We start from the raw sequence: 20,747 nt of genomic DNA, 5'->3' as shown, positions 1-20,747 counted from the left end.
CCCCTTTATTCGACCATCTGTCAATTGCCGCTGTCCGCCCGCACGGCCCGATGTGACCGACCCCACGCGCCCTGCCCGGGCCCCGAGCGGTCCCCGGTCAGGTCAGGTCCAGGCCCGTCTGGGACGCCAGGAACGACAGGGTGTCCGTCATCAGGTTCACCGACCGCGACACCGAACGCGACGAGTGCCCCACCTCCGTCTCGTTGCGCAGCAGGATCGGCGCGTCAGAGGAGGTGGCGTGCTGGAGCGCCGCGCACATCTTGCGGGCGTGCAGCGGGTCCACCCGCGAGTCGCTGTCGAAGACGGTGAACAGCGTCGCCGGGTACGCCGTCCCCTCCGCCACGTGGTGGTACGGGGAGTAGGCGCGCAGCCAGCCGAACTCCTCGGGGTCGGCCACCGTCCCGTACTCGTCGGTCCACACCTGGCCGAGGCCGAACCGCTCGTAACGGATCATGTCCAGCAGCGGGGCCGAGCACACGACCGCCCGGTACAGGTCGGGACGCTGGGTGAGGGCCGCGCCGACCAGCAGGCCGCCGTTGGAGCCGCCGGAGATCGCCAGCCGGTCGGCGGTGGTGAGGCCGTCGGCGATGAGGCGTTCGGCGGCGGCGTGGAAGTCGTCGAAGACGTTCTGCTTGCGGTCGCGCATCCCGGCGCGGTGCCACTCCTCGCCCTCCTCCGAGCCGCCGCGCAGGTTCGCGACGGCGTACACGCCGCCCGCCTCGACCCAGGCGAGGATGCTGGCCGAGTAGGCGGGGGTGAGGGAGATGTTGAAGCCGCCGTACCCGTACAGGATCGCCGGGCGCGGGCCGGTCGAGCCGGGCCGGGAGATGACGAGCATCCGGACGGTGGTGCCGTCCCGGGAGGTGTAGGCGACCTGCCGGGCGTCGAGGTCGGGCACCTCGACCGAGCCGGGCGCCGACGCCCACAGGCTCGTCTCGCCGGTGCGGGCGTCGTAGCGCAGCACCGACGAGGGGGTGACGTTGTCGGTGTAGCCGAACCACGCCTCGTGCCCGCCCTCGGGGCGTTCCACGATGCCGCCGATCGAGCCGAGGCCCGGCACCGGGACCTCGCCGATCCGCTCGCCGGTCGCCAGGTCGTGCACGGTGATCTCGCTGAGGGCGTGCCGGGTCCAGCCCGCCAGCAGCACCGGCCGGTCCAGGTCGTCCAGGATCGCGAAGTCGGTGAGCACCGCCTCGTCGTCCTGCGGGATCAGCGTCCGCCAGTTCCCGGGCGCGGGGTCGGCCGGGTCGGCGACGCACAGCCGGGAACGCGGCGCGTCCAGGTCGGTGAAGATGTAGGCGCGCCCGTCGCGGCCCACGTACAGCCCGGTCGAGGCGTCCACGCCGACCTGCACGGGGCGCAGGTCGGGGCGTTCGGGGGAGGACGCCGCGAGGTCGGCGACGAACAGGTCGTTGCGCGGCGCGGTGCCCTGCGACGCGGTGACGGTGAGCCAGCGCCCGTCGCGGCTGACGCCAGCGCCGTAGTAGTCGGTCTTGTCGCGGCCCTCGCCGAACACCAGCACGTCGTCGGCGTCGGGGTCGGTGCCGACGCGGTGCAGGTAGACGCGGCGGTGGTACTGGGCCTCGCCCTCGGGCACCCGGTCGGGGGGCAGGCGGCGCGCGTAGTAGTACGCCTCGCCGCCGGGCAGCCACGCCACCGACGACTCGCGGCTGCGGTCGATGGGGCCCTCGACCCGTTCGCCGGTCTCCACGTCGATGACGTAGAGCAGGGCCTCCTCGTCACCGCCGTGCGACACCTTGTAGGCCAGCCGCCGCCCCTCCTTGTCGGGCTGCCACATGTCGAGCGTGGTGGTGCCCTCGGGGTCGAGGGCGACGGGGTCGATCAGGACGCGTTCGGTGCCGCCCGGGTCCACGGTGTAGAGCACCGGGTGCTCCTGGTCGGCGGCGCGGCGGGTGAAGAAGCGGCGCTCGCCGCGCCAGACGGGCGATCCGACGCTGCCCGCGGCCAGCAGTTCCCCGAGCCGCTTGCGCAGCCGGTCGCGTCCCGGCAGGTCGTCCACCACCCGGTGGAACAGCGCGTCCTGGGCGTCCAGCCACGCGCGCGTGTCCGGGTCGTCACGGTCCTCCAGCCAGCGGTAGGGGTCGGCGACGGGATGACCGTGCAGCTCGTCGACGATGTCCTGACGCGGGGCGGGCGGGTAGGGCGGTCGGCTCATGGGTCAGAACCCTATTCGGCCCTCGCCCCGCAGGACGGCAACGCCACGGCGGTGGAGCCCCCCTCCCGGCCGGAGCGGGTCATCTCCACCGTCCCGCCCGCAACGATGATCACTCTTGGGGACCGACCCGCCGGCGCCACGTGTGGCGAGGTGAACGCGCCGGTCATCTTCGGTAGAAGTGGCCTGGTCACCGCGCTCTTCCACACGGGGGTTGAACATGAGGAGCATCGTCACCGCGCACCGGACGGCGGCCCGCGCCGTCGCCGGGGCGCTCGCGCTGGGCGGCTGCCTGCTGGCCGCGCCGCCGGTCCAGGCCGCCGCGCCCGGCAGGGTCGAGTTCGTGTACACGGCCCCGGAGGTCTCCCGGGCGGGCGACAGCGTCACCTGGGGGTGGAGCATCCGCAACAACGGCGGCGAGCCCGTCGAGAAGGTCGTGCTGACCCACCGGTTCAGGCCGGTCATGAAGGTGCGGTCGGTCAGCGCGCGGTGCCGGGTGCTGAAGGACGCCATCCGCTGCGAGTACGGCTCCCTGAAGGCCAGGGAGGCGAGGAGCGGCGTCATCGTCGCCGAGGTCCCGGCGACCGCCGCGGGCAACGTGCAGATCAACGGCCGGGTGACCTGGCAGCAGCGGGGCGCCGCGCCCGCCCCCTCGCCCTCCGCCTCGCCCGCGGCCACCGACACCGGGAAGGCCGAGGCCCCGGCCGAGGGGAGCGCGGGCGACTGACGCTCCGTGACCGGAAGGGGCCCGGCGGCGGCGCGTTTTCGCGGCCGTGGGGCCTTTTTCACGTTCGATCCGGCGCGCTTATGGGGATTAATGGGGTAGCGGACGGCCTCCCTCAGCCGTCACACTGATTTCGGGTCGGTTCGCCCCTGGGGAGGTCCTCATGGCGGGTGCTCAGGTGCCGGAGACAATAATCGGGCCTCGGTATGGGGCGCGTGGGAGCGCGCCCGCCGAGGCCGAAAAGCAGCAGCGCTCCGCGCGGGGGGCCGTCCGATGAGACAGGTCCTCCTGCTGAACGCGACGTACGAACCCCTCACCACGCTCTCCCTCCGCCGGGCCGTCTGCCTGGTGCTCCGCGAGAAGGCGGAGATCGTCCACCACGACTCCACGGGTGCGGTCCTGCACTCGGCGACCATGGCGGTCGAGGTCCCCTCGGTGATCCGGCTCCGCCGGTACGTGAAGATCCCGTTCCGGAGCCGGGTCCCGCTCACCCGCAGCGCCCTGATGCGGCGTGACAACCACCGCTGCGTCTACTGCGGCCGCCGCGCCGAGACCATCGACCACGTCCTGCCGCGCAGCCGCGGCGGCAAGCACGTCTGGGAGAACTGCGTCGCCTCCTGCACCACCTGCAACCACCGCAAGGCGGACCGGCTGCTGGAGGAGCTGGGCTGGTCGCTCCCGATCACGCCGTCGGTGCCGCGCGGCGCCCACTGGCGGCTGATCGGCCTCAACGGCGACAACGACCCCCAGTGGGCCCCCTACGTCCGGGAGCCCGCCGCGTAGCGCGGGAGAACGTATCCTGGGCGCGTGCCACGCTATGACTACCGTTGCCGCGCCTGCGGGTCCACGTTCGAGATGTCCCGCCCGATGAGCGAGGCGTCCGCGCCCGCCCCCTGCCCCGAGGGGCACGACGACACGGTCAAGCTGCTGTCGACGGTCACCGTCACCGGCACCGCCAAGGGCGGCTCCGCGCCCCCGCCGAGCGGCGGGGGCTGCTGCGGGGGCGGCTGCTGCGGTTAGCCGTCGCGCGCCGCGCGCAGCTTCGCGGTGGTCTCCCTCGCGTCGTAGTCCTCCGGAACGCCCTCGGCGATCCACAGGTCGCCGGGGATGTTCCGGGTGCGCAGCGGAAGGATCTCCTGGTAGGGCTCCGAGGCGTACCAGGCGTGGATCGCGTCCCGGTCGGGGAACCCGAGCATCACGATGGCGCCCTCGAACGTCCCCTCGACGACCTCGACCTCGCTGCCGTGCACCAGGAACCGGCCGCCGAAGGGGGCCATCGTCGCCTGGATCCGCTCGATGTACTCCAGCACCTCGTCGTTGGGCATCTCGGTGGGACGCAGATGGGCCATCACGTAGGCGGTCATCGTTTCCTCCGGGCGGTCGGGGCGTTCTGCCTGACATGACCGAGTCTGCCGCCCGGAGGGAACGCGGGCGATTACCCCGCGGGTAACCGCCCGCCCGTCACCTCAGAGACGGTCGAGCTGGGACACGTCGCGGGCCGCGCCCGTGGACGCCGACGTCGCCATGGCCGCGTAGGCGCGCAGCGCCGCGCTGACCGGGCGCTGCCGGTCGCGGGGGCGGTAGCCGCCGAGGTCGGCCAGCAGCTTCTCGCGGCGGATCTCCAGCTCGTCGGCCGGGACGTTCAGCTCCAGCCTCCGGTTCGGGATGTCGATGACGATCTCGTCGCCGTCCTCGACCAGGGCGATGGTCCCGCCGCCCGCCGCCTCGGGGGAGGCGTGCCCGATGGACAGGCCCGAGGTGCCGCCGGAGAACCGCCCGTCGGTGATCAGCGCGCACTTCTTGCCGAGGCCGCGGCCCTTCAGGAAGCTCGTCGGGTACAGCATCTCCTGCATGCCGGGGCCGCCCTTGGGGCCCTCGTAGCGGATGACGACGACGTCGCCCTCCTCGACCTTCCCGCCGAGGATGCCCTCGACGGCGTCGTCCTGGCTCTCGAAGACCACGGCCGGGCCGGTGAAGGTCCACAGCTCCTCCTCGACGCCCGCGGTCTTGACGATCGCGCCGTCGGGGGCGATGTTGCCGCGCAGCACCGCCAGGCCGCCGTCGGTGGTGTAGGCGTGCTCGACCGAGCGGATGCAGCCGTTCTCCCGGTCCAGGTCCAGCTCCTCCCAGCGGGCGGACTGGCTGAACGCCGAGGTGGACCGGACCCCGCCGGGCGCGGCGTGCCACAGCTCCAGGGCCTCGGGCAGCACGTTGGGGGAGGTCGGGTCCCACCTGTCGACCAGCTCGTCCACCGACGCCGAGTGGATCGAGTGGGCCGAGGAGTTCAGCAGCCCGGCGCGGTTCAGCTCGCCCAGCAGGGCCGGGATGCCGCCCGCGCGGTGGCAGTCCTCCACGTGGTACCTGGCGGTGGCGGGGGCGAGCTTGCAGACGCACGGGACGCGCCGCGACAGCGCGTCGATCTCGTCCAGGCCGAAGTCGACGCCGCCCTCCACGGCCGCCGCCAGCAGGTGCAGGATCGTGTTGGTGGAGCCACCCATCGCGATGTCCAGGACCATGGCGTTCTCGAACGCCTCCCGGGTCGCGATGTTCAGCGGCAGGACGGACTCGTCGTCGCCCTCGTAGTACCGCTTGGCGATCTCCACGACGGTGCGGCCCGCGTCCTCGTACAGCCCACGGCGGGCGGTGTGGGTGGCGAGGACGGTGCCGTTGCCGGGCAGCGCCAGCCCGAGCGCCTCGGTGAGGCAGTTCATGGAGTTGGCGGTGAACATGCCCGAGCAGGACCCGCAGGTCGGGCAGGCGCTCTCCTCCAGCTCCAGCAGCTTGGCGTCGCTGATCGACTCGTCGGCTGAGGCGATCATCGGGTCGATCAGGTCGAGCTTGTGGCCGCCCATGACGCCCTCGACGGGCTTGCCCGCCTCCATGGGGCCGCCGGAGACGAACACGGTCGGGATGTTCAGCCGCAGCGCGGCCAGCAGCATCCCCGGGGTGATCTTGTCGCAGTTGGAGACGCAGACCAGCGCGTCGGCCTGGTGCGCGTTGACCATGTACTCGACGGCGTCGGCGATCAGTTCGCGGGAGGGCAGCGAGTACAGCATCCCCTCGTGGCCCATGGCGATGCCGTCGTCGACGGCGATCGTGTTGAACTCGCGGGGGACGCCCCCGGCCTGCTTGACGGCGCCGGCGACCACGTCGCCGACCTCGCGCAGGTGGACGTGGCCGGGCACGAACTGGGTGAAGCTGTTGGCCACCGCGACGATCGGCTTGCCGAAGTCCTCCCGCGCCACGCCGCTGGCGCGCATGAGCGCGCGGGCGCCCGCCATGTTCCTGCCGTGGGTGACCGTGCGTGACCTGAGCGGGGGCATCGAAGACCTCTCCAAGCTGGTGGTGTGTGGTTGCGGACACGGCGGGGCGGCGGCGGATCGCGTCGCTGCCACCGGCCGAGCAGAGGTCGTGACGGGGCCGGGCCGTGTCCAGCGATGCTACCAACCGCATGCAAAAACGCCGGGCGACGCTGCCCGGCGTTCGGAGTCCCTCCAGGGAAGGGGAGGGGGAGGAGAGGGCGGCCCGGCGTGCCGTCGTCCCGCGCCGCCCGGTGCGTCCTGCGGAGCGCCCCCTAGTCGGGGTAGTTGGGCGGCAGCGACTTCTCGGCCGCCTGGTAGATCCGCTCCACGTCGGTGGCGGTGAGGATCTTCGGCCGACGGCGCAGGTAGCCGCGCGCCCGGTTGCCGGCGTAGACGTCCACGTCGCGGACCCGCATCACCTTCCAGGGGATGGCGGGACCGTAGATCGCCACCGACGCCTGGACCGGCACCTCGAAGCCGACCTGCGCGCCGATGATCCTGCTCGCCTGCTCGGCCTCCCAGCGCGCCTCGTCCAGCCGGTCCTTCTTGTTGAACGGCCCGTGGAACAGCTTGCGGTGCGACAGGGTCCGCACCGGGAGCCGCTTGTCCCACTTCTCCGAGTCGATCGCGTAGACCCCGCTCGGCCCGATGACCAGGTGGTCGATCCGGCCGTCGCTGACCCCCTCGTCGTCCATCGGGACGGCGCGGGCGTGCAGCACGCGGTAGCCGTTGCGCTCCAGGCCCTTCAGCTGCTTCTCGGTGCGCCGCTCGGCCGCCGAGGACTTCTGCCAGGCCGCGATGCTGGAGGAGGTGCGGGCGCGGCGGACCACGTCCGCGACCACGACCAGCAGCGCCGCCGTGACGCCGAGCTGGAGGCCGAAGAAGAACGCGACGAACGCGCCCACCGCGACGCCCAGCAGGGCCCGTTCGAGCCAGCGGCGTATCTGCGGATCGCCCAGCAGGTCCCCGTAGGTCCGGCCGCCCCCGGGTCTGGTCTCCCGGTCGTCGGCCTGGTCGGTGACCGGCGACGTGGCGGCCGACGCCCCGGCCGACGTGGCGGAAGGCTGCCCGCGGGCCTCTCCGTGTGCGTTGCCCCGCTCCATGATGGCCATAAGTGACGCTCCGTGTTCCTGTCGGCTCGGAAGCATGATCCTCCGTGCGCAGAGTAATCATTTCCAGAGATGACTACTAGACATGCCGGGTTAATAGTTTTGTCGCCGTGTCTGGGGGTTCGTCCATGCCTCACGCGGGTAGGGCGGTATTCACCCCCTCTTTCGGCGTCGGCCCCTTGCCGCCATCTTTGATGCTCCGGTCTCCGCCGTCTAGCGTTCGACGTTATGCCCCATATCCATGACCTGTCCGTGATGCGTCTGACGCAGGCCGTCCGCTCCCGCGAGCTTTCCCCCGTCGACATCGTCGATCACTACCTGGAGCGCATCGAGCGGGTCGATCCGCAGGTGGGCGCGTTCGTCACGGTGACCGCCGAGCAGGCCCGCGACCAGGCACGGCAGGCCGCGAAGCTGGTGGTGGACACGGCCGACCCGGCCGACCTGCCCCCGCTGCTGGGCGTGCCGATCCCGATCAAGGACCTGAACCTGGTGACCGGGGTGCCGGTGACCTTCGGCTCGGCGGCCTACCACGACCTGACCGGGTTCGCCGACGACACCGTGGTGGTGCGGCTGCGGGAGGCCGGGTCGGTCCTCACCGGCAAGACCAACACCCCCGAGTTCGGGCTGCCCTGCTACACCGAGAACGACGTGGCCCCGCCCGCCCGCACCCCCTGGGACCTGACCCGGTCGGCGGGCGGCTCCAGCGGCGGCGCGGCGGCGGCCGTCGCCGCCGGGCTGGCCCCGGCCGCGCAGGCCAGCGACGGCGGCGGCTCGATCCGCATCCCCGCCAGCGCGTGCGGGCTGTTCGGGATCAAGCCGAGCCGGGGTCGGATCTCCCAGGGCCCGGTCAACCCGGACCTGTTCGGGCTGGCCACCAGCGGCCCGCTGGCCCGCACCGTGCGGGACGCGGCGCTGCTGCTGGACGTGATGGCCGGGAACGAGCCCGGCGACCTGTACCTGGCCCCGCCCGTCGAACGCACCTTCCTCGGTTACGCCGAACGCCCGCCCGGACGGCTCCGGATCGCCCGCAGCGCCGTCCCGTCCGTCCCCGGCGCCGAGGTCCACCCCGACTGCCTGGCGGCCTACGAGGAAGCGTCGGCGCTGCTGGAGGAGCTGGGCCACGAGGTGGTGGAGCTGCCGCCGACGTTCGAGCCGGACCTGGTGCCGCACTTCGAGGCGCTGTGGGGCGTGATGGCGACGCTGAACCCGGTGCCCCCCGAGCGCGAGCACCTGCTCCAGCCGCTCACCCGCTGGCTGCGCGAGCGCGGCCACGCCACCTCCGCGCCGGAGATCTTCAAGGCGCACGCGGCGCTCCAGGCGGCGCTGCGCCGGGCGCTGCCGGTGACCAACGAGTTCGACGCGATCCTGCACCCGACGCTGGCCCAGCCCCCGGTGCCCGTCGGGTACTTCCACGGGCAGGAGCCGGCGGAGAACTTCCGGCGGCAGAAGATGTTCACGCCGTTCACCTCGGTCTACAACGTCTCGGGGCAGCCCGCGGTGAGCGTTCCACTGCACTGGACGGACGCGGGCCTGCCGATCGGCGTGATGCTGGCCGGGCGGCTCGGCGGCGAGGGCGTGCTGATCTCGCTGTCGGCTCAGCTGGAGGAGGCCCGTCCCTGGGCCGACCGCAAACCCGAGGTCTGGAACGCCTGAATTGCCGGTTTCGGGGTGGCCGTCGGCGGCCACCCCACCTTTGAACACGGTTTTCGGGGGCATGGGGCAGTCGTGTTGGACGACGAGCTGAACAGGCTGGCGCGCGCGCACCGGGTCGCGACGCGCTACACCGACTGGCGGGGGCGGGAGGCGACGGTGCCCGCCGACACCCTCCGCGCCGTGCTGACCTCCCTCGGCGCCGACGTGGCGACCCCGGCCGCCGTGCGCGACGAGCTGGCCCGGCTGGCCGAGACCGAACGCGTCCGGCTGCTGCCCCCGGTCGTGACCCACCGGATGGGCGCGCGGGCCGAGCCGCTGCGCGTCCCGGTGCGGGCCGCCGGGAGGACGGAGGTGGCGGTCGAGCTGGCCGACGGGCGGGTCCTGACGCCCGCGCCGGGCCCGCCCGCGGACGGGGTCCTGCCCTGCGCGCTGCCGGAGGGGGTCCCGCTCGGCTGGCACCGCCTGGTGGTCCGCCAGGGGCCGCTGGAGCAGAGCGCGCCGCTGCTGGTGGCCCCGGCGCGGCTGGCGCCCGTCCCGCGCGCCTGGGGCCTGACGACCCAGCTGTACTCGGTGCGGTCGCGGGCGTCGTGGGGGATCGGCGACCTGCGGGACCTGGCGGACCTGGCGACCTGGGGCGGGCGCGCGATGGGCGCGGGCTTCGTGCTGGTCAACCCGCTGCACGCGGCCGAGCCGTCCCCGCCGATCACGCCGTCGCCGTACTCGCCGGCGAGCCGCCGCTTCGGCGCGCCGCTGTACCTGCGGGTGGAGGACGTCCCCGAGTACGCGGCGCTGCCGCCCGAGGACCGCGAACGCGTCGACCTGCTGGCGAACCCGCTGCGCGGCCGGGACGAGACCCTGGACGTGCTGGACCGGGACGCGGTGTGGACGGCCAAGCGGCACGCCCTGGAGCTGCTGTACCGGCGGCCGCGCGGCACGGCGCGGCAGCGGGCGTTCGAGCGGTTCCGCGAGCACGAGGGGGAGGCGCTGACGGCGTTCGCGACCTGGTGCGCGATCAGCGAGGAGCAGGGCCCCGACTGGCGGCGCTGGCCCGAGGAGCTGCGGGACGCGCGCGGCCCCGCCGTGGCGGCCGCCGCCAAGCGCCTGGCCGAGCGCGTCGACTTCCACGCCTGGCTCCAGTGGCAGCTGGACGAGCAGCTCACCGCCGCCCAGTCGGCCGCCCGCGCCGCGGGGATGCACATCGGGATCATGCACGACCTGGCGGTGGGCGTCGCGCACGGCAGCGCCGACGTGTGGATGAACCGGCCCCTGTTCGCCGAGGGCATCAGCGTGGGCGCGCCGCCCGACGAGTTCAACCAGCTGGGCCAGGACTGGGGGCAGCCGCCCTGGCACCCCGGCCGTCTCGCCGAGGCCGCGTACCTGCCGTACCGGGAGATGCTGAACGCGGCGCTGCGGCACGGCGGCGGCCTGCGGCTGGACCACGCCATGCAGGTGTCGCGGCTGTGGTGGATCCCCGAGGGCGGCTCCCCGGCCGAGGGCACCTACGTGCGTTATGACCGGGACGTCCTCCTTTCCTGTCTCACCTGGGAGGCGGCCCGCACCGGCGCGGTCGTGGTGGGGGAGGACCTGGGGACCGTCGAGGCGGAGGTCCGCGAGGACCTGGCCGCCCGCGGCGTCCTCGGCACCTCGCTGCTGTGGTTCGAACGCGACGGCGAGGGCCGTCCGAAACCCCCGTCGCGGTGGCGCGAACTGTCGCTGGCGACGGTCGGCACCCACGACATGCCGCCGATCACCGGGTTCCTGCACGGCGACCACATCGAGCTGCGCGACCGCCTCGGCCTCTACACCCGCACGCTGGACGAGGAACTGGCCGACCACCGCCGCCAGCTCGGCGAATGGCTGGACCTCCTGCACGAGGAGGGGCTGCTGGCGACCCCGCCGAAGACGGTGCTGGCGGCGCTGCGGCGCGGCCAGACCGACCACGACGCCGAGGTGACGGCCGCGCTGCACGCGTTCCTGCTGCGCACGCCCGCCCGCCTGGTCGGCGTGTCCCTGGCCGACGCGGCGGGGGAGCGCCGCACCCAGAACCAGCCCGGCACCGTCGACGAGTACCCCAACTGGCGGATCCCGCTGGCCGACGCGCGGGGGCGGCCGCTGCCGCTGGACGACCTGTTCACCGATCCCCGCGTGCGGGACGCCCTGGACCCGGTCAGCCGAGCGCCCTGGTGAGCCGGACGGTCACCTCGTTGAGCAGGCCGTCCGGCGCGATCTCGGTGGCGGCGATCGCGGAGATCAGCGCGGGCAGCCCCGGCAGCGGGTAGGGGTCGTCGTCGGCGTGCGCCAGCGCGGCGTCGCCCAGCGGGTGGTGCCGCAGCGACTTGCAGGCCCGCGCCCACGCCGCCTGCACCTCCTCCGGCGACGGCACCCCGAACCCGTGCCCGACCGGGGCCGCGTGCCGCAGCCGCACGATCGCGCTGTCGGTGAAGTCGGCGGCGAGCTTGCACCGGTCGACGAGGTCCCGCCGCACCGGCTCGGGGATCCGCGACATCACCGAGCAGGGCGTCCGGCACCGCGCCGCGCAGTCCCCGAGGGCGGAGGCGACCTGGCTGTGCTGGCGGTCCAGGTAGGCGCGCCAGCCGGGCGGGGGCTCGTTCGCGACCCGCAGCGCCCGCTCGCACGCCGACCGCTCGGGCCGGGTGTGGTCGCACATGCGTTCGGCGCCCGGCTCGATCGGCACCCCGAACCGGCTGCCCGCCCCGGTCACCGCCCTGCCGAGCAGCGCAGGATCCCCCGAGTGCCCGAGCACCGGCTCCCACGCCAGCATCGGCAGGTACTCGCTGGCGATGTGCAGCGCGGCGACGAGGGCGGCCATCTCCCGCCGCTCCCACCGGATGGCGATGGCCTCCAGCAGCAGCGCGTAGGCGGGCCGCAGGCTGGCCAGCGCGCCCCGGGGCCGCTCCTTGGGCGCCTGCGGCATCCGGCTGGCCCGCGCCCGGTCCAGCAGGTCCTTGGGCACGTCCCCGACGGCCTCGGGCATCCCGAAGTCCTCGGCGTCCAGGTCCAGCACCCGCTGCCCGAACGCGCACAGCGCCGCGACCTCCCCGGTCCGCCTCCCGAGCAGCGTCCCGTCCCCGACGAGCGCCTCCAGATCCCCGAACGCGTGCCGCCGCGCCAACTCCGTCAGAACATCCCGTGCCGTCTCCACGCACCAAGCCTTCCACCCGCCGCACCATGATCGTGCAATCGTCCCGGCAACGATCCCGGCGACGGCGGCGTTCCGGCGAAGTCCGGACGGCGGGCCGGGTCAGTCCCGGAAACGTTCGATGGACCAGTACGGGTCGAGCATGTCCTGCGGGTCGAACTCGACAGTGAAGGGATGGGTCAGCCGGCCGGGCTCCCCGGCGGGAAGCCGTTCGAGCTCCCGGTAACCGTCTCCGGAAAGAGCGTGGACGAGGACCACGGGAAGTTGGGCGTCGCCTTGGGACCGGAAGGGGACGGTCTCCACTCTCCAGTAGAAGGGGATGCCCGCCTCGGCGTAAACGGCGTGCTTGGTGACTCGATCCTGCCGACGATTGCCCGGAGACACGACCTCGATGACGAGCAGGGCGTCGTCCGCCTCGTAGAAGGCCCTGTCCCGTGCCTTGACCTCAGGATGGGTGACGACGAGATCCGGGATGAACGCGGTGAGATCGTCGTGCAGCCGAAGATTGGCGGCGGAGGTGATGGCCGTTTTCGGGGGAACGACCCTTCCTAGAACGTACCGGAGGTTGTCGGAGATGTTCTGGTGGTCCAGACCGGGTGCCGGGCTCACGAGGAGTGCTCCGTCCAGCACCTCGAAGCGGGGCCAGCCTCCCGTGTTGAGTTCGATGACGTCGTGGATCGTGTAAGCCCGGTCCGACAGGGACACGGCAGGTTGTGCTGCCACCGCGGTTCGCACCGCCCCTCACCGCCTTCAGCCGACATGCCCGACAGTGTCGCAGCGTGACCGACTGATTGCTTTGCGTTTGTGAAAGCTGACTACTCTCAGTGTGCCTCACGTTCCGCATGCCCGCGAGGGGCGGGCCGGACGCGGCGTGGCCGCCTCCCTCGGGAGGCGGCCACGGGCGGGTGTCGGGTCAGGACGCGGCGGTGTCCTTGGCGCGGGCCCGCAGGGCCCGGGCCACGCCGTCGCGGCCCTCCGACAGCAGGCGGCGCAGGGCCGCCGGCGGGTCCTGCTCCCGGATGTAGGCGTCGGTGCGGTCGATCGTGGACTGCTCGATCACCAGGAAGGGGTAGGCGACCTCGGCGAACGTCTGGGACATGTCGCTCGACCACTCCTTCCAGATCCGGCCGACCTCCGCGAAGTACCGGTCCACGTAGGGGACCAGCAGCTCGGCCTGGTCGGGCTCGACGAAGCCGCCGAGCGTGGCGCGGAAGACCGCGTTGGGCAGCTCGCCGCCGGTGATCCGGTCCCAGGCGGCGGCCTTGGCCTCGGCGGTGGGGATCGCGGCGGAGCAGGCGGCGGCGTGCCGCTCGCCCGCGGCGGTCGGGTCCCGCCGGAGCTCGGCGTCGATCTCCGCCTGGCCCGCCCGGCCGGTGGCGACCAGGCGGCGCAGCAGCGCCCAGCGCAGCTCGGTGTCGACCTTGAGCCCGTCCAGGACCCTGGCGCCGTCCAGCAGCTCCCGGACATAGCCCAGGTGCTCGTCGGAGGTCGCCGTCGCCGTGAACGCCTGCACGTACGCCAGCTGGAAGTCCGAGCCCGCCGGGGCCTCCTGCGCCAGCTCGTACAGCGCGTCGGCCATCAGGCCGAGGCCCGTGGCGCGCCAGGCGGGGTCGGCGTACTGCTGGACGGCGGTGCGGGCCTGCCGGAGCAGCGTCTGCGTGACCGTGATGTCAGTGACACCGCGAATGCCGGAAATGACCAGCTTCACGTAGTCGCGGGTCGCCATCTCGGCGTCGCGGGTCATGTCCCACGCCGCCGACCAGCACAGGGCGCGCGGCAGGCTCTCCCTGATGTCGCCGATGCCCTCCACGAGGGTGCGCAGCGAGTGCTCGTCCAGGCGGATCTTGGCGTAGGTGAGGTCGTCGTCGTTGACCAGGACGAGGTCCGGCCGCTTCTCGCCGACCAGCTCGGGCACCTCGGTGCGGGCGCCGCGCACGTCCAGCTCGACCCGGCGGCGCCGCACGACGCCCTCGGCGGTCCGGTCGTACAGGCCGATCGCCACCCGGTGCGAACGCAGCGTCGGGTAGTCCCGCTTGGCCTCCTGCTGCACGACGAACGAGGTGAAGTTCCCCTCGCCGTCCACCTCGTACACCGGCCGCAGCGTGTTGACCTCGGCGGTCTCCAGCCACTCCTTGGACCACTGGGCCAGGTCGCCGCGCCCGGAGGTCTCCTCCAGCGCGTCGAGCAGGTCGCCCAGCACCGTGTTGCCCCACGCGTGCCGCTGGAAGTACCGGCGCACGCCCTCCAGGAAGTTCTCCAGCCCGACGTAGGCGACCAGCTGCTTGAGGACGCTGGCGCCCTTGGCGTAGGTGATGCCGTCGAAGTTGACCTCCACCGCGCGGATGTCGGGGATGTCGGCGGCGATCGGGTGCGTGGACGGCAGCTGGTCCTGCCGGTAGGCCCACGCCTTCTCCACGTTGGCGAACGTCGTCCAGGCGTTCTTCCACTTGGTCGCCTCGGCCTGGCACAGCACGCTCATGTAGGTGGCGAACGACTCGTTCAGCCACAGGTCGTCCCACCAGCGCATGGTGACCAGGTCGCCGAACCACATGTGCGCCATCTCGTGCAGGATGGTCTCGGCGCGGCGCTCGTAGGCGGCGTCGGTGACGCGCGACCGGAAGACGTAGTCCTCCAGGAACGTCACGCAGCCCGCGTTCTCCATCGCGCCCGCGTTGAACTCCGGCACGAACAGCTGGTCGTACTTGCTGAACGGGTAGCGCTGGTCGAAGACCTTCTCGAAGAACGCGAAGCCCTGCCGCGTCACGTCGATGATCGCGTCGGCGTCCAGGTGCTCGGCCAGCGACGCCCGGCAGAACACGCCGAGCGGGATGACCGACCCGTCCTCGCGCCGGTACTCGTCGCGCACGACGTGGTACGGACCGGCGACCAGCGCGGTGATGTAGGTGGAGACGCGCGGGGTCGGCTCGAAGCGCCAGACGCCCCCGCCCTCGCCGGCGGCGGGCTCATTCGTGATGACCTGCCAGTCCTCGGGAGCCCTGACGGTCAGCTCGAACGTCGCCTTCAGGTCCGGCTGGTCGAAGCACGTGTACATCCGGTGCGCGTCAGCCGTCTCGAACTGCGTGTACAGGTACACGCTCTGGTCGACCGGGTCCACGAACCGGTGCAGGCCCTCGCCGGAACGCGAGTAGGTGGCGTCCGCGACGACCTTGAGCTCGTTCTCGGCGGCCAGGGAGGGCAGCGGGAGACGTCCCTTCTCGGCGTCGTAGGAGGAGGGGTCGAGCGCGTCGCCGTTCAGCGTCACCTCGTGCACGACGCCCCCGTGCAGGTCGACGAAGGTCGACGCTCCCGGCTCGGCGCACCCGAACCGGACGACGGTGGTGGAGCCGAACCGCTCCGCGCCCTTGGTCAGGTCCAGTTCCACCGTGTACGAGTCGACGGTGAGCAGCCGGGCCCGTTCCCGCGCTTCATCGCGCGTGAGGTTGCCTGCCACATGTACTCCTTGGTCGCCTAAAGCTGTGTCCCCCCAATGTCTATCAACCAGAGCCGACTTCGGTGCCCTCGGCGCGACGTTCGGGTCGGTCGGGATCGGCGGGAATCCGACGGAGGTGCCCACGGTTGCGGCTGTTAAGCGACGACAGGTTTGAGGAGACCCCCGTGGCCGATGAAGCCCGCACTCCGGTCGATTTCTGGTTCGACCCCAAATGCCCCTGGGCGTGGATCACCTCCCGCTGGATCCTGGAGGTGGAGAAGCTGCGGCCGATCGAGGTCCGCTGGCACGTGATGAGCCTCGCCGTCCTCAACGAGGACAAGGACATCCCGCAGGAGTACCGCGACATGCTCGCCGACGCCTGGGGCGCGGTGCGCGTGTGCGTCGCCGCCGAGCAGAAGTACGGCCCCGAGGTGCTCGGCGGGCTCTACACCGAGCTCGGGACGCGCCGCCACCACGAGAAGAAGCCCCTGGACGTGGCCACGTTCCGGGAGGCGCTGGAGGCCGCCGGGCTGGACCCGGAGCTGGCCGCGGCCGCCGAGTCCACCGAGTACGACGAGGCCGTGCGCGCCTCGCACCAGGACGGCATCGACCGGGTCGGCCAGGAGGTCGGCACCCCGGTGATCGAGGTCGAGGGCAGCGCGTTCTTCGGCCCGGTCGTCTCCCCGATCCCGCGCGGCGAGGCCGCCGCCAAACTGTGGGACGGCGTCGTCGCGGTCGCCGGGACCGACGGCTTCTTCGAGCTGAAGCGCACCCGCACCCGCGACCCCATCTTCGACTGACGGCAACAAAGGCGTTATTGCGACGCTATTGCAGGTAACGGGCGTTCGCCGCACACTGGTCGCGACAGTGCGAACAGGTAGGACGGTGGACGCCCGTGCATGTACCCGACGGTTTCTTCGACGCGCCGGTCTCGGTCGGGGCGGGGGTGGTCGCCGCGGCGGGCCTCGGCCTGTGCCTGCGCGGCGCGCGCCGCGAGCTCGACGACCGCACCGCCCCGCTGGCCGGGCTGGTGGCGGCGTTCGTGTTCGCCGCCCAGATGATCAACTTTCCGATCGGCGCGGGGACCAGCGGCCATCTGATGGGCGGCGCGCTGGCGGCCGTCCTGGTCGGGCCCTACACCGGGGTGCTGTGCATCGCGGTGGTGCTGCTGGTGCAGATCCTGTTCGCCGACGGCGGCATCACCGCCTACGGCATCAACGTCACGCTGATGGCGCTGGTCGGCGTGCTGGTCGGGTACGGCGTGTTCCGCCTGGTCACCGCCGTCCTCCCGACGCGGCGGTCCACGGTGACGGCCGCCTCGTTCCTGGGCGCGGCGCTGTCGGTGCCCGCCTCGGCGCTGGTGTTCGTCGGGTTGTTCGCGATCGGCGGCACCACGGACCTGTCGCTCGGCGCGGTGGCCGCCGCGATGGTCGGCGTCCACCTGCTGATCGGGCTGGGCGAGGGCCTGATCACCGCCGTGACCGTGGGCGGCGTCGCGGCCGTGCGGCCCGACCTGGTGTACGGGCTGCGCGACGCCGGGCGGCCGCTGGAGATCCGCAAGCCCCAGACCACCGGAGCCTGAGCCGATGAGCACCAAGCGTTTCTTCGCCGTCTTCCTGCTGGTCGCCGTGGTCGTGGCGGGCCTGCTCAGCTTCTACGCCAGCTCCCACCCCGACGGCCTGACCAAGGTCGCCGAGGACAAGGGCTTCATCTCCCAGGAGAAGGAGCACACCCTCAAGGACTCCCCGCTGAGCGACTACGGCGTCAGGGGCGTGGGCGACGAGCGCCTGTCGGGCGGCCTGGCCGGGGTGATCGGCGTCGGGCTGACCCTGGCGGTCGGCGGCGGCCTGTTCTGGGTGTTGCGCCGCCGGGGCGCCCCCGCCGGCCGGCGATGAGCGCGGGTCACACCCACCGGCTCCACCGGCCCGGCGACACGCCCGTCCACCGGCTCCCGCCGCAGTGCAAGCTGGTCGCGGTGCTGGCGTTCACGCTGGCGGTGGTCGCCACGCCGCGCGAGCGGATGTGGGCGTTCGCCGGCTACGCGGCGCTGCTGGCGCTCGTGGCGGCCGTCGCGCGCGTCCCGCCGGGGTTCGTGGCGCGGCGGATGGTGGTCGAGGTGCCGTTCGTGCTGTTCGCGGTGCTGCTGCCGTTCGTCGCGCACGGCCCGCGCGTGGAGGTGCTGGGCGTGGCCGTCAGCCAGAACGGCCTGTGGGCCGGGTGGAACATCCTGGCCAAGGCGACGCTCGGCGCGGCGGCCACGATCCTGCTGGCCGCCACCACCGAGCCGCGCGTGCTGCTGCTCGGGCTGGAACGGCTGCGGATGCCCGCGCTGCTCACCCAGATCGCCGCGTTCATGCTGCGCTACGCCGACGTGATCGTGGGGGAGGCGCAGCGGATGCGGGTGGCGCGCGCCTCGCGCGGGTTCGTCGCGCGCGACGCGCGGGACGCGAAGGTGCTGGCGCGCTCGCTCAGCGCCCTGTTCCTGCGCTCCTACGAGCGCGGCGAACGCGTCCATCTCGCCATGCTCAGCCGCGGCTACGACGGCCGGATGCCGGTCCTGCGCGACACCGCCGCCTCCCGCGCGCAGTGGGCGGCCGCCGCCGTCCTGCCGCTGGCGGCGGCGCTGCTGATGACGGCTGCTTGGATGGCGCCGTGACGACATCGACGACGCCCTCCCCGGAGACGGCGCCCTCCCTGGAAGTGCGGGACCTCGCCTACGCCTACCCCGACGGCACGCAGGCGCTGTTCGGCGTGGACCTCACCATCGGACGCGGCGAGCGCGTCGCCCTCCTCGGCCCCAACGGCGCGGGCAAGACCACCCTCGTCCTGCACCTCAACGGCATCCTGGCCGGCGGCCTCGGCACCGTCAGCGTCGGCGGCCTGCGGATCGACCCCGGGGACCGCAAGGGCCTGCGGGAGATCCGCCGCCGCGTCGGGATCGTCTTCCAGGACCCCGACGACCAGCTCTTCATGCCGACGGTGCGCGAGGACGTCGCGTTCGGCCCCGCCAACCTGGGGGTCCGCGGCGCGGAGCTGGACCGCCGCGTCACCGGGGCGCTGGAGCGGGTGGGGATGCTCGACGTCGCCGACCGGCCGCCGCAGCACCTCAGCTTCGGGCAGCGCCGCCGCGTCGCCGTCGCGACCGTGCTGGCGATGGAGCCGGAGATCCTCGTGCTGGACGAGCCGTCGTCCAACCTCGACCCGGCGGGCCGCCGCGAGCTGGCCGAGATCCTGCTGTCGCTGGACGTGACGGTCCTGATGGTCACCCACGACCTGCCGTACGCGGCCGAGCTGTGCCCGCGCTCGGTGATCCTGTCCGGCGGCGTGATCGCGGCCGACGCGCCGACGCTGGAGCTGCTGGCGGACGGGGACCTGCTGCGGGAACACCGGCTGGAGCTGCCGTTCGGGTTCGACCCGGCCGCCGCGGCGGTCCGTCTTCGCTGATCCGAACGTCCGGCGGAGGACGACGCCCGGATCGGACGCGGGGGTCTGGGGGACGTCCCCAGAAGGTGACACCGATCCGCCGGGACGGGTTCGGGGATTCTGCTTGCTTCGGCCCCCGCGTTCCGGCAGGCTCTCGGACTGAAACTGACAACGGTTTTCATGTCCGAATGGGGGCTTTCGTGAAGGTCGCGTTCGTCGGCAAGGGCGGTAGCGGCAAGACCACCCTGTCGTCGCTGTTCACCCGGCACCTCGCCGCGCGCGGGCTGCCGGTGGTGGCCATCGACGCCGACATCAACCAGCACATGGGGGTCGCGCTCGGCCTCGACGAGGACCGCTGCGCCAAGATCCCCGCGATGGGCGACCACCTGCCCGAGATCAAGGACTGGCTGCGCGGCGACAACCCCCGCGTCCCCTCCGCCGACGCCATGGTCAAGACCACCCCGCCCGGCTCCGGCTCGCGGCTGCTGCGGCTGCGCGGCGACGACCCGATCCACGCCCTCGGCCAAGAGGTCGACGGGGTGACGCTGCTGGCCACCGGCCCGTTCAACGACGACGACCTCGGCGTGGCCTGCTACCACTCCAAGACCGGCGCGGTCGAGCTGTACCTCAACCACCTGGTCGACGGGCCCGGCGAGTACGTCGTGGTGGACATGACCGCGGGCGCGGACACGTTCGCCTCGGGGCTGTTCACGCGGTTCGACCTGATGTTCCTGGTGGCCGAGCCGACCCGCAAGGGCGTCGGCGTCTACCGCCAGTACACCGAGTACGCCCGCGACTACGACGTGGCCATCGCCGTGGTCGGCAACAAGGTCCAGAGCGACGACGACGTCGCCTACCTGCGCGAGCACGTCGGCGACGACCTGCTGACGTGGGTCGGGCAGTCGGCGGCGGTGCGTGCGTTCGAGCAGGGCCGCCAGGGCGCCGTGCTGGAGGACGCCAACACCGCCGCGCTCGACACCATGCTCGCCGCGCTCGACGCCCGCCCCAAGGACTGGGGTAAATTCCAGCGCCAGGCCGTGGAGTTCCACGTCAAGAACGCCCGCAGCTGGGCCAACCGCGCCACCGGCCGCGACCTGGAGCAGCAGGTCGACCCGGACTTCCGCTTCCCGGCGGTGTCCGTGGTCTGACCCGGGGGCGGAAGGGGCGGCGCCACCTGCGAGAATCTGGTCATGCGCGTGTTTCTTGGATGTGACCATGCCGGATACGAGCTCAAAGAGCACCTGGTCGCCTGGTTGAAGGCCAACGGCCACGAGGCCGTGGACTGCGGCGCGTTCGAGTACGACGCCGTGGACGACTACCCGCCGTTCGTGCTGCGGGCGGCCGAGAGGGTCGCGGCCGAGCCGGGCTCGCTGGGCATCGTGCTCGGCGGCTCCGGCAACGGCGAGGCCATCGCCGCCAACAAGGTGAAGGGCGTGCGCGCCGCGCTGGTGTGGAACGAGGACACCGCCACCCTCGCCCGCCAGCACAACGACGCCAACGTGATCAGCATCGGCGCCCGCCAGCACGACCTGGACACCGCCACCCGGTTCGTCGAGCTGTTCCTGGAGACGCCCTACTCCGAGGAGCCGCGCCACACCCGTCGCATCGAGATGCTCGGCGCGTACGAGCGGACCGGCGAGCTGCCGGCGCTGCCGGGCGAGGGCTGACCCCCGCCGCCGGAGCCGCTGGAGCCGCTACCGGAGCCGCGCGCCGCCGCCCCGCTTGCCGAGGCGGCGGCGTTCGTTCTTGGCGGCCCGGCCGCTGCGGCCCGGC

The 20,747-nt window shown here is 72.7% G+C and carries 19 protein-coding genes; 12 read left to right on the top strand and 7 right to left on the bottom strand.

The features are described 5' to 3' along the window. Nucleotides 1-97: 97 nt before the first annotated feature. A complete protein-coding gene (locus AKI01S_RS16805; RefSeq protein WP_067817904.1) occupies nt 98-2,176 on the bottom strand; it encodes a prolyl oligopeptidase family serine peptidase in 2,079 nt (692 codons plus the stop codon). A 217-nt stretch (nt 2,177-2,393) separates the two neighbouring features. Between AKI01S_RS16805 and AKI01S_RS16800 the strand changes: the two genes are divergently transcribed. The 3 genes from AKI01S_RS16800 (at nt 2,394) to AKI01S_RS16790 (ending at nt 3,917) form a co-directional block, all read left to right on the top strand. Continuing rightward, nucleotides 2,394-2,900: a hypothetical protein gene (locus tag AKI01S_RS16800; protein ID WP_067817901.1), complete on the top strand. Its 507-nt coding sequence runs from the start codon at nt 2,394-2,396 to the stop codon at nt 2,898-2,900. Between the two features lie 270 nt (nt 2,901-3,170). Next, nucleotides 3,171-3,680, top strand: coding sequence for an HNH endonuclease (locus AKI01S_RS16795; RefSeq protein ID WP_067817898.1), 510 nt, complete (start codon nt 3,171-3,173; stop codon nt 3,678-3,680). 24 nt (nt 3,681-3,704) lie between these two features. Beyond that, complete coding sequence (locus tag AKI01S_RS16790) at nt 3,705-3,917, top strand: FmdB family zinc ribbon protein (protein ID WP_067817895.1); 213 nt, start codon at nt 3,705-3,707, stop codon at nt 3,915-3,917. Here AKI01S_RS16790 and AKI01S_RS16785 read toward each other — a convergent pair. The 3 genes from AKI01S_RS16785 to AKI01S_RS16775 all read right to left on the bottom strand — a co-directional run bounded on the left by AKI01S_RS16785 (nt 3,914) and on the right by AKI01S_RS16775 (nt 7,311). Beyond that, the gene (locus AKI01S_RS16785) at nt 3,914-4,261 is read right to left on the bottom strand and encodes a DUF1330 domain-containing protein (RefSeq protein ID WP_067817892.1); all 348 of its coding nucleotides are present in this window, start codon (nt 4,259-4,261) and stop codon (nt 3,914-3,916) included. The two genes, AKI01S_RS16790 and AKI01S_RS16785, sit on opposite strands and share 4 nt — an antisense overlap. Nucleotides 4,262-4,363: 102 nt before the next feature. Further along, entirely contained in the window at nt 4,364-6,220 is a 1,857-nt protein-coding gene (gene ilvD, locus AKI01S_RS16780) for a dihydroxy-acid dehydratase (protein WP_067817890.1), read from the bottom strand. A gap of 251 nt (nt 6,221-6,471) precedes the next feature. Beyond that, nucleotides 6,472-7,311 carry a nuclease-related domain-containing protein gene (locus AKI01S_RS16775; RefSeq protein ID WP_083999697.1) on the bottom strand — a complete coding sequence of 280 codons (840 nt, stop codon included), beginning with the start codon at nt 7,309-7,311 and terminating at the stop codon, nt 6,472-6,474. Nucleotides 7,312-7,536: 225 nt separating this feature from the next. Between AKI01S_RS16775 and AKI01S_RS16770 the strand changes: the two genes are divergently transcribed. After that, on the top strand, nt 7,537-8,961 hold the full coding sequence (locus tag AKI01S_RS16770) for an amidase (RefSeq protein WP_067817887.1): 1,425 nt from the start codon (nt 7,537-7,539) through the stop codon (nt 8,959-8,961). Between the two features lie 72 nt (nt 8,962-9,033). Then, complete coding sequence (malQ, locus tag AKI01S_RS16765; RefSeq protein ID WP_067817885.1) at nt 9,034-11,148, top strand: 4-alpha-glucanotransferase; 2,115 nt, start codon at nt 9,034-9,036, stop codon at nt 11,146-11,148. Here malQ and AKI01S_RS16760 read toward each other — a convergent pair. The 3 genes from AKI01S_RS16760 to pepN form a co-directional block, all read right to left on the bottom strand. Then, nucleotides 11,129-12,124 carry a hypothetical protein gene (locus AKI01S_RS16760; protein WP_067817881.1) on the bottom strand — a complete coding sequence of 332 codons (996 nt, stop codon included), beginning with the start codon at nt 12,122-12,124 and terminating at the stop codon, nt 11,129-11,131. The two genes, malQ and AKI01S_RS16760, sit on opposite strands and share 20 nt — an antisense overlap. A gap of 99 nt (nt 12,125-12,223) precedes the next feature. Continuing rightward, complete coding sequence (locus tag AKI01S_RS16755) at nt 12,224-12,826, bottom strand: Uma2 family endonuclease (protein ID WP_218009704.1); 603 nt, start codon at nt 12,824-12,826, stop codon at nt 12,224-12,226. Between the two features lie 208 nt (nt 12,827-13,034). Continuing rightward, nucleotides 13,035-15,572: an aminopeptidase N gene (gene pepN / locus AKI01S_RS16750; RefSeq protein ID WP_067817878.1), complete on the bottom strand. Its 2,538-nt coding sequence runs from the start codon at nt 15,570-15,572 to the stop codon at nt 13,035-13,037. 164 nt (nt 15,573-15,736) lie between these two features. Here pepN and AKI01S_RS16745 point away from each other — a divergent pair, with 164 nt between their 5' ends. From AKI01S_RS16745 to AKI01S_RS16715, 7 genes are all read left to right on the top strand, one after another. Then, the gene (locus tag AKI01S_RS16745) at nt 15,737-16,351 is read left to right on the top strand and encodes a mycothiol-dependent nitroreductase Rv2466c family protein (RefSeq protein ID WP_067817875.1); all 615 of its coding nucleotides are present in this window, start codon (nt 15,737-15,739) and stop codon (nt 16,349-16,351) included. Between the two features lie 95 nt (nt 16,352-16,446). Continuing rightward, nucleotides 16,447-17,133, top strand: coding sequence for an energy-coupling factor ABC transporter permease (locus AKI01S_RS16740; RefSeq protein ID WP_067817872.1), 687 nt, complete (start codon nt 16,447-16,449; stop codon nt 17,131-17,133). A 4-nt stretch (nt 17,134-17,137) separates the two neighbouring features. Beyond that, nucleotides 17,138-17,446: a PDGLE domain-containing protein gene (locus tag AKI01S_RS51715; protein ID WP_067817869.1), complete on the top strand. Its 309-nt coding sequence runs from the start codon at nt 17,138-17,140 to the stop codon at nt 17,444-17,446. Next, nucleotides 17,443-18,207, top strand: coding sequence for a cobalt ECF transporter T component CbiQ (cbiQ, locus tag AKI01S_RS16730; RefSeq protein ID WP_067817866.1), 765 nt, complete (start codon nt 17,443-17,445; stop codon nt 18,205-18,207). The genes AKI01S_RS51715 and cbiQ overlap by 4 nt, the downstream gene beginning before the upstream one ends. Next, entirely contained in the window at nt 18,204-18,995 is a 792-nt protein-coding gene (locus tag AKI01S_RS16725; RefSeq protein ID WP_067817863.1) for an energy-coupling factor ABC transporter ATP-binding protein, read from the top strand. Before cbiQ ends, AKI01S_RS16725 begins: the two co-directional genes overlap by 4 nt. Before the next feature lie 179 nt (nt 18,996-19,174). Further along, nucleotides 19,175-20,122: an ATP-binding protein gene (locus AKI01S_RS16720; RefSeq protein WP_174567389.1), complete on the top strand. Its 948-nt coding sequence runs from the start codon at nt 19,175-19,177 to the stop codon at nt 20,120-20,122. A 42-nt stretch (nt 20,123-20,164) separates the two neighbouring features. Next, nucleotides 20,165-20,641, top strand: coding sequence for a ribose-5-phosphate isomerase (locus tag AKI01S_RS16715; RefSeq protein WP_067817857.1), 477 nt, complete (start codon nt 20,165-20,167; stop codon nt 20,639-20,641). Nucleotides 20,642-20,747 lie beyond the last annotated feature (106 nt).

Origin of the sequence: Actinomadura kijaniata NBRC 14229, from assembly GCF_001552175.1 — a bacterium.
GTDB lineage: Bacteria > Actinomycetota > Actinomycetes > Streptosporangiales > Streptosporangiaceae > Spirillospora > Spirillospora kijaniata.
The sequence above is the reverse complement of the archived record's forward strand: the minus strand, read 5'-3'. Positions and strand labels throughout refer to the sequence as shown.

Coding starts and splice junctions, on each gene's coding strand:
- AKI01S_RS51715 (WP_067817869.1), top strand. CDS start 17,138: ATGAGCACCAAGCGTTTCTTCGCCGTCTTCCTGCTGGTCGCCGTGGTC.
- AKI01S_RS16775 (WP_083999697.1), bottom strand. CDS start 7,311: ATGGCCATCATGGAGCGGGGCAACGCACACGGAGAGGCCCGCGGGCAG.
- AKI01S_RS16770 (WP_067817887.1), top strand. CDS start 7,537: ATGCCCCATATCCATGACCTGTCCGTGATGCGTCTGACGCAGGCCGTC.
- AKI01S_RS16805 (WP_067817904.1), bottom strand. CDS start 2,176: ATGAGCCGACCGCCCTACCCGCCCGCCCCGCGTCAGGACATCGTCGAC.
- cbiQ (WP_067817866.1), top strand. CDS start 17,443: ATGAGCGCGGGTCACACCCACCGGCTCCACCGGCCCGGCGACACGCCC.
- AKI01S_RS16795 (WP_067817898.1), top strand. CDS start 3,171: ATGAGACAGGTCCTCCTGCTGAACGCGACGTACGAACCCCTCACCACG.
- AKI01S_RS16785 (WP_067817892.1), bottom strand. CDS start 4,261: ATGACCGCCTACGTGATGGCCCATCTGCGTCCCACCGAGATGCCCAAC.
- ilvD (WP_067817890.1), bottom strand. CDS start 6,220: ATGCCCCCGCTCAGGTCACGCACGGTCACCCACGGCAGGAACATGGCG.
- AKI01S_RS16715 (WP_067817857.1), top strand. CDS start 20,165: ATGCGCGTGTTTCTTGGATGTGACCATGCCGGATACGAGCTCAAAGAG.
- AKI01S_RS16800 (WP_067817901.1), top strand. CDS start 2,394: ATGAGGAGCATCGTCACCGCGCACCGGACGGCGGCCCGCGCCGTCGCC.